9 protein-coding genes are annotated in these 12,287 nt (G+C 45.8%); 3 read left to right on the top strand and 6 right to left on the bottom strand.

Going from position 1 to position 12,287, the window contains the following annotated elements; translation table 11 throughout:
• Positions 1-378: 378 nt before the first annotated feature.
• From hetR to QUA16_RS32965, 5 genes are all read right to left on the bottom strand, one after another.
• A complete protein-coding gene (gene hetR / locus QUA16_RS32985; RefSeq protein WP_333108558.1) occupies positions 379-1,284 on the bottom strand; it encodes a heterocyst differentiation master regulator HetR in 906 nt (301 codons plus the stop codon).
• A gap of 268 nt (positions 1,285-1,552) precedes the next feature.
• Entirely contained in the window at positions 1,553-1,714 is a 162-nt protein-coding gene (locus QUA16_RS32980) for a hypothetical protein (protein ID WP_333181653.1), read from the bottom strand.
• 351 nt (positions 1,715-2,065) lie between these two features.
• Positions 2,066-2,293, bottom strand: coding sequence for a hypothetical protein (locus QUA16_RS32975; protein WP_333108555.1), 228 nt, complete (start codon positions 2,291-2,293; stop codon positions 2,066-2,068).
• 602 nt (positions 2,294-2,895) lie between these two features.
• Complete coding sequence (gene patX, locus QUA16_RS32970) at positions 2,896-3,123, bottom strand: heterocyst-inhibiting protein PatX (RefSeq protein ID WP_333108553.1); 228 nt, start codon at positions 3,121-3,123, stop codon at positions 2,896-2,898.
• A gap of 97 nt (positions 3,124-3,220) precedes the next feature.
• A complete protein-coding gene (locus tag QUA16_RS32965) occupies positions 3,221-5,023 on the bottom strand; it encodes an FAD-dependent oxidoreductase (protein ID WP_333108551.1) in 1,803 nt (600 codons plus the stop codon).
• A 348-nt stretch (positions 5,024-5,371) separates the two neighbouring features.
• Here QUA16_RS32965 and cysC point away from each other — a divergent pair, with 348 nt between their 5' ends.
• The 3 genes from cysC (at position 5,372) to QUA16_RS32950 (ending at position 10,129) form a co-directional block, all read left to right on the top strand.
• A complete protein-coding gene (gene cysC, locus QUA16_RS32960) occupies positions 5,372-5,896 on the top strand; it encodes an adenylyl-sulfate kinase (RefSeq protein ID WP_333108549.1) in 525 nt (174 codons plus the stop codon).
• 37 nt (positions 5,897-5,933) lie between these two features.
• The gene (locus QUA16_RS32955) at positions 5,934-7,661 is read left to right on the top strand and encodes an SLBB domain-containing protein (RefSeq protein ID WP_333181652.1); all 1,728 of its coding nucleotides are present in this window, start codon (positions 5,934-5,936) and stop codon (positions 7,659-7,661) included.
• 143 nt (positions 7,662-7,804) lie between these two features.
• Positions 7,805-10,129, top strand: coding sequence for a polysaccharide biosynthesis tyrosine autokinase (locus tag QUA16_RS32950; protein WP_333108546.1), 2,325 nt, complete (start codon positions 7,805-7,807; stop codon positions 10,127-10,129).
• 138 nt (positions 10,130-10,267) lie between these two features.
• Here QUA16_RS32950 and QUA16_RS32945 read toward each other — a convergent pair.
• On the bottom strand, positions 10,268-12,287 hold a 2,020-nt coding region (locus QUA16_RS32945), incomplete at its 5' end, for an ABC transporter substrate-binding protein (RefSeq protein WP_333108545.1).

Raw genomic sequence — 12,287 nt, 5'->3', positions numbered from 1 at the left:
CGTCCTTTTTGGACGGGCGGGACGCCCATCCCACAATAACAATTAAAATTGTAAGTTATTTAATTCGCGATCCTTAGTTAATCCTGGACGCATTCGCGACCCAAGAAACCTAGTTTTTTACGAGAATTCAAACGATTAATATTACGTCCGGTCGATTACCCCTAATACGGTAGGGGCTCTTTCACGACAAATATGTGCCAATAATTGACAATCTCAAAAACCCGCCCTTTTAATCGCCGTCACTCGATCGGACATGATATAACACAGTATTTTTGGAAGAAAAAAACCCGGTTGCGCCGTCCAGGGCTATTAGCTATTAATCATTAGTCATTAGTCTCAAGCAATCAACTCCTGACTAATGATTAATAGTTAATCCAACTAAGCGTCGTCTTGCGGCCCAAAAACCATTTGTAAAATCATCGTCGGTTCGCCCCGCTTGTGATAGCGATCGGCCCAATTGCGAATAATTTCATCTAATTCCTCAAGGGCTTGGTCGAGCCGTTCCGGCGGAATATCCAAAGTCTCCATAATTCGCATCACATTTGGTTGTTTTTCCGCCCAATCCTTCATCAGCCGGAAATATCTAGCCGTATCCTCCACCATAGTAAATGTCCGCTCTTCCTGCTCTGCCGGAGAGTAAGTAGCGCGGGTGAGGGCATAAAACGGCATTCCCCAAGGAGAATCAATGCGAGTCACTGTCCCAGAATAGATCAAGCGTCGCTTAATGTGTTCTGCTAGAGCTTCGCTCAAAGGCATTCGCCTTCCTGGAGGCATATCTTCTTGCGATCGCCTGTGCAGAAACTCGATCAACTCCATAAACTGAAAAGAATTGATCAGTTGAGCGTCTGGCGGATTCGGAGGAATCTTGCCTTCGAGATATTTTTTTTCATCTACAGTCAAATTGTTTCCCGGAATGCGAGGGCGTCCCGGCATCCAACCATACTGTTCCAGCCAGACATAAGGAAACTGAATCAAATACCTAGGTTCTTGCGAACCCAACATTTTCAGCAATTTTCCCTGAGTCAGAGCTTCCTGGACTTCTTCAACAATCACCTTCACCCGTTTAGGCTCAATGTGATGCAAGTGTCCGGTCATCCGCAGGTTGTTTTTTTCCTCAATATAAGTCATATAAATGGCACACTTAGCCGCCGTTGCGGCCGCGTCTAGAAACGCCCCGTGCCTGTGCCCACTGGTTCTCATGGCGCTAAACGCCAGATATAGCATGATCTGATCCATTGCACTAGGGCTGAGGCTTTTGACCAGATCCAAAGAGTCATTTTTCATCACTATCCCCGAAATAGCCAAATTAGGAGGCATTTTGTCATCCTCCATTAAATTATTGCGAGAGCGCCGAATCAAGCATAGCCGACTGTCGCCGGAAAGCTTGCCAGCTACCCTAATATTCAGGTTAGTTAATTTCCCTGAGGTAACAGGGGCATGGGCTTAAAGGCTATCCACACCGCATAAGTGGTTCTTATTGGTGGCCAATTTAAGTAGATTGCTGCACCCTCTGCGCTGACAGTTTACCTATATATAAGTTAGTTATCGCAAGTTAATTATAGTGCAGCGGTTGAAAATTAAACCCTACCTGTGGGGGGGAGAAGGTAAATAACTGTTGCGATCCCAGGAATTTGAGGCGACTCCGATGCCCTAATTCTTGAATAGTCATGGATGCCGAAACCCGGTTCGATCGACTAAAATAAGGCTGTTGCATAATTGCGGGAAGATTTTGATGGTTTTGTGGGATGGGATCTCGTAGCCCGTCCGCTGTATTTTCACAGCAGGCGGGACACCCCACAAGAATCCTCCTCAAACCGTCAGGTTTGTTCACTTGAAGCGTTTTCAATACAAAACCGCCACAGACTAGAATCTATCTCTAGGTAGATGGCGGTTTCCCGTTTATATGCTAGCATTTTTAAAACAAAAAAGAATCTCCTCAGAACTGTCCACAAAAAGTGCAGTTGTCGCTTAACCTGAAAAACTAGAATTCCATAAAATCCGATCGAGCGATCGAATGAACGCCCCGAAGCAACTCAGTTGTGGTAATCACATGCGTCCAGTGCGATTAGAAATCTTGTAGCGGATGAGTGTAAACATTAGGCTCGGTAAAATTCCTGCGTTCGGCTCTCCTCCTACGACGAGGCTCGCCCTTTTGTTGAGTTTGGGCTGACAACATATATTGGGCGGTGGCAGTTTCGACAATGGGGAGTGAAGATTCAAAAGCTTGAGCGGCGCTGGCACTCAAGGTAATGCCCAACAGGCTCAGTAAAGCAATTGCTGTGTAGGTTTTCATGGGTAGTATTCGTGTCAGTATCTATTTAGAGATACGACATTACCCAGGCTGATCAGGATTAATTTCCCTGAAATTATCAAACTATAGAATCAGGAATCAGAAGGAAGAAGAATAAAAAGAAGGACAAAGGAAGAAGGAATCAGGCTTTAGTTAAGCTATCGCGCATTTAAATTGTCTCCTAAAATCCTTGTATAAAAAGCGGAAAATTATCTTTCCCTCTCCCTTTCTCACCATCTCCCCCTCCCGAAGCAACAGACACTTTAGATGCGTAGCATCTGATCTATGAGAGCTGTCAGAAGTCGATGTAAAATGGAATAAATAAAATCTCTGGCTTCACTAATAAAAAAAATCCTAATTGCACTACCCAGAAAGTTGCAATAATATACAAAACCGCCAAATACGAGCTTCAATCTCTCGATAGATGGCGGTTTAAGGTTTATATGCTATCATCACTCACATAAAAGAAGATCCTAATGACTGTAAACAAGAAATGCAGTTGTTTTGGAAACCTGAAAAACTAGCATCCCAGGAAATCAGATTGAGCGCTCGACACGGGCGGCAGAAACTAACTCAATAACGGAAATCGCTTTCGTCCAATGTCATTAAAATGCTTGTAGTTGATGAGTGTAAAGATTAGGCTCAATGAACTCTCGGCGTCCGCTGCCTCTTTCAGGAGAACGATCGCCCCTTTGTTCGGTTTGGGCGGATAAAATGTATGAAGCGGTGGCAACTTCCAGCAGTCCGACGAGGGATTCAAAGGCTCGAACGACAGTGGCGCTCAAAGTAACGCCCAAAAGACTCTGTAAAGCAATTGGTGTGTAAGTTTGCATGGGGTTAGTATCCGTGTCATTGTCTATTAACTGATACGGACTCTCCCCGATCGATCAGGATAAATTTCTGTGAATTTTCGGATCTCTGCAAAAAACCTTACCTCTTCAATTCTACTGAGCCCGCCAGCAGCCAAGCACCTGCCGAATTCAGCCTGCCCCATACAGTCAGAGGCTTTTCGGTTTCGCAACTGTGTAAAAATCTGTCGGTTTCCGAATCCAAAGTCACGAGTTGCCAAGTTTGACCGGCTAAGGATGCGGGGCTTGTCAGCGTTAGTGTCCAGTCTTGTTCGCCGAGGCGACGGAAAATGCCCGAAAATTGGCTGTGGGTATTTGCTGTTTGACTGCTTTGTTTCTCTACTGACTCCTGACATTCGCCGCTGGCGGGATATGCTTGGGGTCGATCGAGATAATAGCGTTGCCAGTCGAGCCAGTCCGATCGCCCCCGTGTCAAATTAAATAAAGGAATAACCGCCGCACTCGCCTCGGAATCTTGCAGCAAAGCTTCCTGCAAAACTCTCACCGGCAACTCCCGCGGCTGACATCCAGATTCCGCGCACAAAGCCGCCGCCATCCCCGCCGCCTGTCCAATATTCATTACCGTCGGTTGCAAGCGAGTTGCACCGTTGGCGATGTGAGAAACGGAAATATTTTTTTCGCAGACTAGCAAACCGTCTGTACTCGCAGGAATTAGCGCGCTGTAAGGAATGGTAAACGGAGTTCCCGTCCAGCGGCCGCCCCAGCGGATCGATTTGGGCTGCAGAGGAATGTCGCCACTGGTGTAGTGGTGGTCATTGGCATAGTTGCAGATCGCAATTGTTTCACAAATGCCCTCAGAATTTATCGGCAACTTCGCGACTCTGCCACCGACAATCGGCAAAATATCTTGTTCTCTGACTGTACTTATCCCTCGCAAGCGCCGACTTTCTCGGTAGTAAGGATGTAAGGCAAAGGAAGAAAGAAGGGAAGAATTTGGTTGATTGTCGATCGTTGAAATCGGGAAAATATTCTGTGCAAGGCCGTAGCGGGGGCCGAGTTGGGTTTGAATGTAGCGGGCGAAACTTTGACTGTGCCAGAGACTTTCTTGGAGGAATTCTTGTCGAGATGCTTCAGATTTAATGAGTCGATCGACTCCTTCACCATAATCATTACCTCGAATCGGCCAATTAATCATCAACAATCCTCCTGGCAGCCTGCCGTAATTGAGAAATTGTTCGGGAGTGTAACCGTTCCAAGCACCGATAAATCGATCGAGATTGTCAACAGGCGGCGCGGGAATTTCTGGCGCCACCGCACCTAAGCCAAAATCCTGCATAATTGCCACCCAAGTCGGAGCTTGCACCGAATACCTCTGTGTGAGAGCATTAGAGGCAGCCGGCGCGCTGGGTTCTCCCCACTCGGCTTGGAATTCCCAACCCCAGCGGTGCCCAACCTCCGCTAAAGCCAGCAAATCTCCCAATTCCGTTGCATCCAAAGTGATTTTGGCCGAAACCGTAAAATCTGCAAACCGAACGCCAGAAATGCGAGATCCTTCCCTAAGCACATCTTGAGCTTTTTGTCCACAAATCCACTGTAAGTTCGGCAAACATTTAACCCAATCAGCGAAAATTTCAGCACCTGTGCGGGGATCGTAAGTAAAAAAACTTACCCAGCCCCAATCCAAACCTCCCGGCTGTCGCTGCTGGAGTTCCCGGAGAAACGCGCCCCACAAACCAGTTTGAAAAGCTGCTAATTCATTACCATCGGGGGCAGAAACGCCAGCCGAAGTCAGCATTCCTCCCAGCCAGGGGAATTCGCTTACTAAAATAGTTTTGGCACCTCGGCGGGCTGCTTGCACGGCTGCAGCGGTGCCGCCGGTGCCGCCACCGACGACCAAAACATCTGCTTTTAAGGTTGGGGACATGGGGAATAGGATTTTAGATTTTAGATTTTAGATTTTAGATTGCAAGAGGCTCATTCATCATGTAAGGTGCGACCACAAGCACCCAGAGGATAGATGTTCGGCGTTGGCGATCGCCCATTGAATGTAACGTGCACACACGGCACACCCTACGGATTTTAAAATTACCTCTTTATCCTCTTCCCTCTGCCTCTGTGTCCTCTGCGTCCTCTGCGGTTAATAAAAAAATTAGTTATTGTGAAAGTCAGATCGCATCTCAAATCAAAAAGAATCAGAAAATGGGGAACCACGACACTAAAATCATACGTCGCGTAATTTCCCCACTATTCACTACTAACCCAGCAATTGAAAATGGAAAAAGGTTTTATCCTATGGTTCACCGGGCTCAGCGGTTCCGGCAAGACAACTATCACCAAAGCCCTCGAACCTGAATTGAAGGCAAGAGGTTGCAAAGTTGAAATATTAGATGGAGATGTCGTTCGCACCAACTTGTCAAAAGGTTTGGGATTTAGCCAAGAAGACAGAGATACTAATATTCGGCGGATTGGATTTGTAGCTCACCTGCTGAGCCGCAATGGAGTAGCCGTAATGACAGCAGCTATTAGCCCCTACAGAGCAATTCGCGACGAAATTAGAGCAATGGAGCCCAATTTTGTTGAAGTATATATCACAGCGCCGTTAGAAGTGTGCGAAGGTCGCGATGTCAAGGGGTTATACGCTAAGGCGAGAGCAGGAGAAATTAAGGGTTTTACGGGAATTGACGATCCTTATGAAGAACCGCTTAATCCTGAGATTATTTGTTACACAGAGCGAGAAACTGTGGAAGAGAGTGTTAAAAAAGTTCTGACCAAGTTAGAACAGTTGGGTTACATTTGATGTTGGCGGGGTTGGATGAGGATAGGGGCAAAAAGCGATGGTGGTGAAAAGTTATTCGCACGGCGTGCAACTTGAGAAAAAATCTCACCCTTGTGTCCCCTTCGCGGAGAGGGAGGGTGAAGAATTTCTCCCATTTCCTGCAAGGAAAGGGGCCCAGGCAGATGTTTCCAGCAAAAGCTGCAAGCTAAGTTATTGGGCAAGCAATGCGGTCAAAAGTTTAATGATTCAAAGTTTAACAGTGTCAGTGCTGGTGGCGGTGGGTTCATCTCCTGTGGCTGCCCAGTTGATGCCTCCTCCTCCTCCTCCTGCTGATGCGGGTTCTCCTGTTCCTGTACCAGTACCGGCAGTGCCGGGATTGCCGGGATTGCCGGCAAGTGAACCTTCAAGTGTACGATCGGAAGTTTACACTTTAGGCGCGGGCGATCGTATTCAAATGGACATCTTCAACGTCCCGGAATACAGCGGCCCCAACGGTCAACACCAAGTACAGGCAGACGGTTCCCTGAACTTGCCGTTAATTGGCAGCGTTGCGGTGTACGGTATGACCCTAGAACAAGCTTCTAATGTTGTTAAAGACAAATACGGCAAATACCTTAAACGTCCTTGGATTACCCTGAAACTGCTGGCGGCACGTCCTTTGCAAATTGCGATCGCGGGCGAAATCAACCGCCCCGGAGCCTATACAATATCCTCAGCAGCAGGCCCCGGAGGCACAGCAGAGCAAATGGGAACTCAAATGCCAACGATATCGCGGGCTCTGCGAATGGCCGGCGGAATTACCCAGTCAGCAGACGTGCGGCAAATCAAAATCCGCCGCCCCCAGCGCAACGCACCGGAACAAATTATTAGTGTGGATTTGTGGGAATTATTGCAAAACGGCGATTTGCGGGCCGATATGACTTTGCGCGACGGCGATACTATATTTATTCCCACTGTAACTAGCCTCAACCGCCAAGAAGCACCGACTTTAGCAGTAGCTAACATTACCGGACAAAGCACTCAACCAATTAATATTGCTGTGGTGGGCGAAGTAACTCGCCCCGGTACTTATACTTTGGCAAAAGAGGCTCAAAGTAGGGTACAAGAGAATGAAATGGGTGAAAATTCTGGTTTGTTTGCTGCCAGCGAAACCAACGGCGGGGAAAATGTTTTGCAGCAAACTGTAACGAGGGCAATTAAAATGGCGGGCGGCATTACGCCGGTAGCTGATATCAGACAAATACAAGTTCGCCGCCTGACGCGGGCGGGTACAGAACAAATTATTAATGTGAATTTGTGGCAACTTTTGGAAGGGCGAGATGTATCCCAAGATTTAGCGCTGCAACAGGGAGATACGGTAATCGTTCCCAAAGCCGAAAATCTCGATGCCGCCCAAGACGAACAAGTTGCTAATTCTAATTTTTCACCTGATACGATTAAGGTGAACATTGTGGGAGAAGTCGTGAAACCGGGAGCGATTGCGGTGCTGCCCAACACTACTTTAAATCAAGCGCTGGTAGCAGCGGGAGGTTTTAATAAAGCGCGGGCCGAAATGGATTCGGTGAATTTAATTCGCCTCAATCCTAACGGCACCGTTTCGCAGCTAAATGTTAAGGTGAATTTTTCCGCAACTGCCAATGAAGAAACTAATCCCAAACTCCAAAATAATGATGTAATTATGGTAAGGCGATCGGGTCGCGCTACGTTCTCGGATAATGTAGGCGGGACTCTCGCTCCTCTCAGCCCCCTGTTAGGAATATTCCGGTTGTTCGATATTTTTCGGTGAGTTGAATAGACTGGCATTAAGACCTCAGAAACCCGCTTTCTATAAAAAATTGCGGTTTGGTAATGAAATATCTAGGAATCAACCGGATTCCTGAAACTCTCCCACCAATACAGACGTTTAAACTAATAAGTTGTAGAAATCCAATGAAACCAGGGAAACAATCTCCAGTAGCACTGTTTAATCATAAAAAAGCCGCCGACCTGCAAAAAATATCTTCGGGGCTTTATGAAGAAGCTCAATTTTTAGGCAGAAACAAAACCGAGGCAGAAGAGTTAAGTTTTTGGGAAGTTTGCCGCAGTCGCTCCATCTTAGTCATCGGCGTAGCAGCGGCAGTGACTACCGGAGTTTTCGCCTGGACACTGAATCAAAAAAGCGAGTACGAAGGGCGCTTTCAATTATTAGTAGAACCAGCAGTTACGCAAAATACTTTAGCAAAAATATACTCCGGTGAACTGAAACTGCAACCAGCGGCCCCCGCGACGACCGAAAAAGCCGGTTTTGACTACGAATCCCAAATTCAAGTTTTGCAAAGCCCGCAAGTAATGTCGCCGATTATTAAACAGTTGCAGGCTAAGTATCCCGAAATAAATTACAACTACCTATTGAACCAAAAAGCAGATAATTTGCCGTTTTCTCAGCAAACTAGGTTGTCAATTAATCGCTTCAAAAATACCAAGATTATCGAAGTTAGATATCGGGATTATGACCCGAAAAAAATTCAGTTTGTTTTGGAAAAAGTGGCGCTAGGCTACCGCAACTACAGCGTGCAAGATACCACAAGTCAAATTAGTCAGACTCTGGATTTTGTGAAATCGCAAATTCCCAACCAGCGAAAGCGCCAACAAGCTCTGCAAACAGAAATTCAAAAGTTGCGGCAGCAGTACAATTTCATTGACCCGCAAATTCAAACCCAACAACTGGCGCAGCAAATCAGCCAACTTCAAACCCAAAGATTGGAAGCGCAATCGCAGCTAAATCAGCAGAGATTGCTCTATTCCAATCTGCAAAATCAGCTCGGGTTAAACCAGAAGCAAGCGCTGATGGCCTCGGCTCTGAGTCAAGCTCCCCGCTATCAAGCGATGCTGACTCAATTGCAGCAATTAGAAGGGCAAATTGCGATTAACTCGGCTACGTTTACAGACGAAACTCCGCAAATGCAATTGTTGCGAGAACAGCGCAAGAACCTGATTCCTTTGTTGAAGAAAGAAGCCCAACAGGTTCTGGGAACGGATTTAGCTAAGGTAAATTCGCAAGTGCTGGCTTTTCAAGATCCGGTGCGGATTAAGTTAATCGAGCAGTTTATTGGTACTGCTAATTTAATTCAGGTGCTGGGCGTGCGGAATCAAGTTTTGGAACAAGCTGCTAAGCAGTTGAATCAATACTCTCAAGGATTACCAGTGATTTTGCGGCGCTATTCGGATTTGCAGCGCGAATTGGATTTAACTAACAATACGCTGAATGGTTTGCTGGCAAAACAGCAAGCTTTGCAGCTTGAAGCTGTGGGTAAAACAGAGGTGGCTTGGGAAGTTATTGCTAAGCCGGAAATTCCGCGCTACAAAAATGGCGAGTTGATGGCTGTTGCTCCGATTATGCCTTTGAATTTGGCTTTGGGGGGATTGGCTGGTTTGCTGTTTGGTATGCTGGCGGCGCAGTTGGCGGAACGGTTTAACAATAAAACGGTGTTCCAAACTCCAGAGGATGTCAAACAGTCGATTCGCCTGCCTTTGTTGGGGGTAATTCCTGCTAGCGATAAAATTTTGAGACTTCCTCCTGCTGAGACAAGCCCGGTGGATGTGGCAATTTCGCCGATGCCGACGGATGCTTTTCAAGAAGCTTTTCGATCGCTCAATGCTAATATTCGCTTACTAAACGTTGAAACTCCGATCAATTCTTGTGTAATTACTTCTTGTCAAGTAGCTGACGGCAAGTCTACTGTAGCAGTCAATCTGGCGCGCGCGGCGGCTGCAATGGGCCAGCAAGTGCTGTTAGTGGATGCCGATTTGCGGCGTCCGCAGGTACATGAAATGCTGGGTTTACCGAATTGGCAAGGCTTGCACAATGTGATTGCTGATGATGTGGATGTGCAAAAGGTGATTGTGCGATCGCCCCGTGATGAAAATTTGTTTGTGTTAACTTCCGGCCCGGTTCCTCTCGATCCCACAAAGGTGCTTTCTTCCCGAAAAATGCAGCATTTAATGGTAGCTTTGTCAAGTCATTTTGACTTAGTTATTTACGATACTGCGCCGCTTTTAGGTTTGGCGGATGCGAATTTGTTGGCGGCTCACACTAACGGATTGATGCTGGTAGTAGGGCTGCATCAAACTCAGCGGGAGGCGCTGGTGTTGGCTTTTGAAGATTTAAAAATGGCGGGAATTCCGCTGTTGGGAATGGTGGCGAATAACGATAAAGGCAGCAGGTATTACTATCAGTCTTACGTGCAGGATTACGTTCAGGAACAGTCTGTTTGAGGGAGAGGAATAGCTAATTATCGTAGGGTGCGTCGCTGCGAGATTTTCGCTCTTTTTTGAGGATTTTTGATGGCGACGCACCCTACGGCTATACTAGGGATTTGCTTCCAGGCTGTTGACAATTTCTTGATATCTTCATTATTTAACCAGTTCAAACTGGAGGCCGTCGCTACTTTTAACTACCTTGACAAGAACTGGTTCTTGACCTTGGCGTTCACCGTTAGAAAAGCGGATTGGATTTCCTGAAGATTCATTTTGTGAAAAATTACGCTCTTGGAGAGTTGCTAATATCTTCTGGCGAGTGGGCTTCTCATCCGAAGGTAGAGCTTTAATAAAAGCTTGAGTTGCATCATAACTAGCAGCGGTGCGCCAGCTAACGCGCCCTTTCCATCTTTTCTCAGCTTCACCAGCAAATTTTTTTGAATTTGGTTCTTCTGCAAACCAAGGTACAGCTAAAACCAAACCTTCAACAGCATCTCCAGCCTCGAAAATCTTTGGATTGTACAAAGCATCAGCTCCCAGTAGCGGTAGCTTTTTAGTCCCCTGCTGGCTTAACCTTTGTTGGGCGCGGGCAATTTCATTAACCACAGAAATAGTCTCTGTGTCTGGCAACAATACAAATGCCTTAACTTGATTATCATACATTTTTGAAACTACACCAGAAGCATCCAGTCCAGAATAGCTCAAATTAATCGGATCTCCAACGACCGATCTACTTTCGCCTTTAAAAGAGTCTTGAAATGCTTTCGTTATGCTAATACTATATGGATTATTAGGGTTATTGGCAATACCAACTTGTTTGTAGTTTTCTCTGGCATATTTCGCTAATCTTTCAGCAGTTGTTTTGTCGTTCGGCACGGTTCTGAAAAAAACGTTACTCTTCAGTGAAGTGCCTGTGCTAGTGGGGGAAATGATGGCTATACGATCTTCTTGACGAGCTTTTTGATACTCATCTAGCGCAGATTCAGTAGCTTTAGTCGTGTTGTGTCCAATCACTCCTATAATATCTTGGTCTTCGATTAGTTTCCGAGCAACTGTTTTAGCTTGATCGGGAGCGTTGTCATCTTTAGCGATCTTAATTTTTAAGAATCTATCCTTCGATTTTTCGTTGAAACTGGTTTGTGCTTGTGCCACTCCTCGCAAGATTTCCGCAGCGATTTCGTCTTTAGGATCGAGAGGTAAAACTACGGCGAGAGTGACTAATTTATCCTTTCCTTTGTTTCCTGATTCCTTATTTTTCAACAAGGATCGGGCATTATTAGCATAGATTTGTACTTCTGGATCTGTAGGATTAGCTTGTATAGCCTCTTCAAAATAATTCATAGCATCGGCATACTTTTCATCTTTGAAAGCTTCAATACCTCGATCGCGCTTGGAATTTTCAATGCCCTTAAAGAGAGTCCGCTCACCTTCGCTAAATAATTTTTCCTGCTCATCAGCAATATGACGCCCAACCCAGAGCACACCTCCTAACACAAACAGGGAAATTACACCACCAATCACTGACATCAAATTATTTTTATTTTGCTCTTGCAAGTTTAGGCTTTTATTGATAAAATCATCATCTTCTGAAGTTAATTTTCTATTCTGACGCCATGCAACTGCATCCTTTAATTTTTTTCCACGCAACAGTTTTGATTGGTGTCGATTATTAGCAAGCCATTCCTTTATTTCCTGCCGGTAAGGTCGCTCCTTGGACTCCACCAATTTTCTCTCCTGTTCAACCCATTTTAGCTGATTGTTTATCCATTTGTAATTGAATACAAGTGGATAAATTCGGTTGTAAACTCTTAAGTTACCATCCTGTTTAACAACCAACCCTGATAACAGCAATTCTGGTTTTTCATTGCTGCTATCAGCAGTCATTTCTCCCTTATCTAAAATTTGCTCATATAGCCTTAGTAATCCATCTACACTTTGCAGAATGGAGAGAGTGTGAACACTTGAATCCCGATCGCGACCGAGAACAATGCGATCGCGTATCGTCGTCAAATGTGGCGGGTTATCCTGGGATTCCCAATTTTGAACGATTCGCTGTTGCACCAACTGTTCTACCCCTGATGCCTCCATACCGTTTGTTATAACCCACATTCCGCACTTCAAGTTGAAGTACGATAAAATAGAATACCGAAAAAGCCAAAAACCCGGATAATTCAGA

Source organism: Microcoleus sp. S13_C3, from assembly GCF_036700905.1.
Taxonomy (GTDB): Bacteria; Cyanobacteriota; Cyanobacteriia; order Cyanobacteriales; family Microcoleaceae; genus Microcoleus.
The sequence above is the reverse complement of the archived record's forward strand: the minus strand, read 5'-3'. Positions and strand labels throughout refer to the sequence as shown.

What these genes read in the sequence shown, in the direction of transcription:
- QUA16_RS32955 (WP_333181652.1), top strand. Translation starts at nt 5,934, where the DNA reads ATGGTGGTGAAAAGTTATTCGCACGGCGTGCAACTTGAGAAAAAATCT.
- QUA16_RS32980 (WP_333181653.1), bottom strand. Translation starts at nt 1,714, where the DNA reads ATGCAACAGCCTTATTTTAGTCGATCGAACCGGGTTTCGGCATCCATG.
- cysC (WP_333108549.1), top strand. Translation starts at nt 5,372, where the DNA reads ATGGAAAAAGGTTTTATCCTATGGTTCACCGGGCTCAGCGGTTCCGGC.
- hetR (WP_333108558.1), bottom strand. Translation starts at nt 1,284, where the DNA reads ATGAAAAATGACTCTTTGGATCTGGTCAAAAGCCTCAGCCCTAGTGCA.
- QUA16_RS32965 (WP_333108551.1), bottom strand. Translation starts at nt 5,023, where the DNA reads ATGTCCCCAACCTTAAAAGCAGATGTTTTGGTCGTCGGTGGCGGCACC.
- patX (WP_333108553.1), bottom strand. Translation starts at nt 3,123, where the DNA reads ATGCAAACTTACACACCAATTGCTTTACAGAGTCTTTTGGGCGTTACT.
- QUA16_RS32950 (WP_333108546.1), top strand. Translation starts at nt 7,805, where the DNA reads ATGAAACCAGGGAAACAATCTCCAGTAGCACTGTTTAATCATAAAAAA.
- QUA16_RS32975 (WP_333108555.1), bottom strand. Translation starts at nt 2,293, where the DNA reads ATGAAAACCTACACAGCAATTGCTTTACTGAGCCTGTTGGGCATTACC.